This window comes from Streptomyces sp. NRRL WC-3549 (assembly GCF_000721935.1).
In the GTDB taxonomy this organism is placed as follows: Bacteria; Actinomycetota; Actinomycetes; order Streptomycetales; family Streptomycetaceae; genus Streptomyces.
In genome coordinates this window covers 65211-65801 of record NZ_KL585440.1, presented here as the reverse complement: position 1 = coordinate 65801, position 591 = coordinate 65211, and the positions used below count along the sequence as shown (strand labels likewise).

The window sequence follows — 591 nt, the reverse complement described above, 5'->3', positions numbered from 1 at the left end:
CCGCTGGGGCCGAGCACGCAGACGATCTCGTGGTCGGCGACCTCCAGGTCCACGGCGTCCAGCGCGGTCCGCTTCCCGAACCTGACCGTGGCCGACTCCAGTGCCAGCATTCTCAGAACTCCCCGGATCGGTCGGTGCGGATACGTTCGAGCAGCAGCAGCGACACCGCGCAGACGAGCATCAGGATCGTGCTGAGGGCCATCGCCTGGCCGTAGTTGAGCTCCCCGGACCGCCCGAGCAGCCGCGCCACGGCGACCGGGAGCGTGGGGTTGTCGGGCCGTGCGATGAACACGGTCGCGCCGAACTCGCCCAGTGAGACGGCGAACGCGAAGCCCGCCGCGACCAGCACCGCCCGGCGCACCAGCGGCAGGTCCACCTCGCGCCAGGCCCGCAGCGGCGAGGCGCCGAGGACGGCGGCGGCCTCCCGCAGCCGTTCGTCGACCGCGCGCAGCACCGGCAGCATGGTGCGTACGACGAAGGGGACCCCCACCAGCGCCTGCGCGAGCGGCACGAGGATCCAGCTGGTCCGCAGGTCGAGGGGCGGCTCGTCGAGGGTGATCAGGAAGCCGAAGCCGACGGGGACGGCGGACA

At 72.6% G+C, this 591-nt stretch carries 1 protein-coding gene and 1 pseudogene; both read right to left on the bottom strand.

Annotated elements, in window-relative coordinates:
- A pseudogene (locus tag IH13_RS46280) lies at positions 1 to 110 on the bottom strand (iron ABC transporter ATP-binding protein); the annotation flags it as partial.
- 2 nt (positions 111 to 112) lie between these two features.
- On the bottom strand, positions 113 to 591 hold a 479-nt coding region (locus tag IH13_RS0133190), incomplete at its 5' end, for an ABC transporter permease (protein ID WP_031090339.1).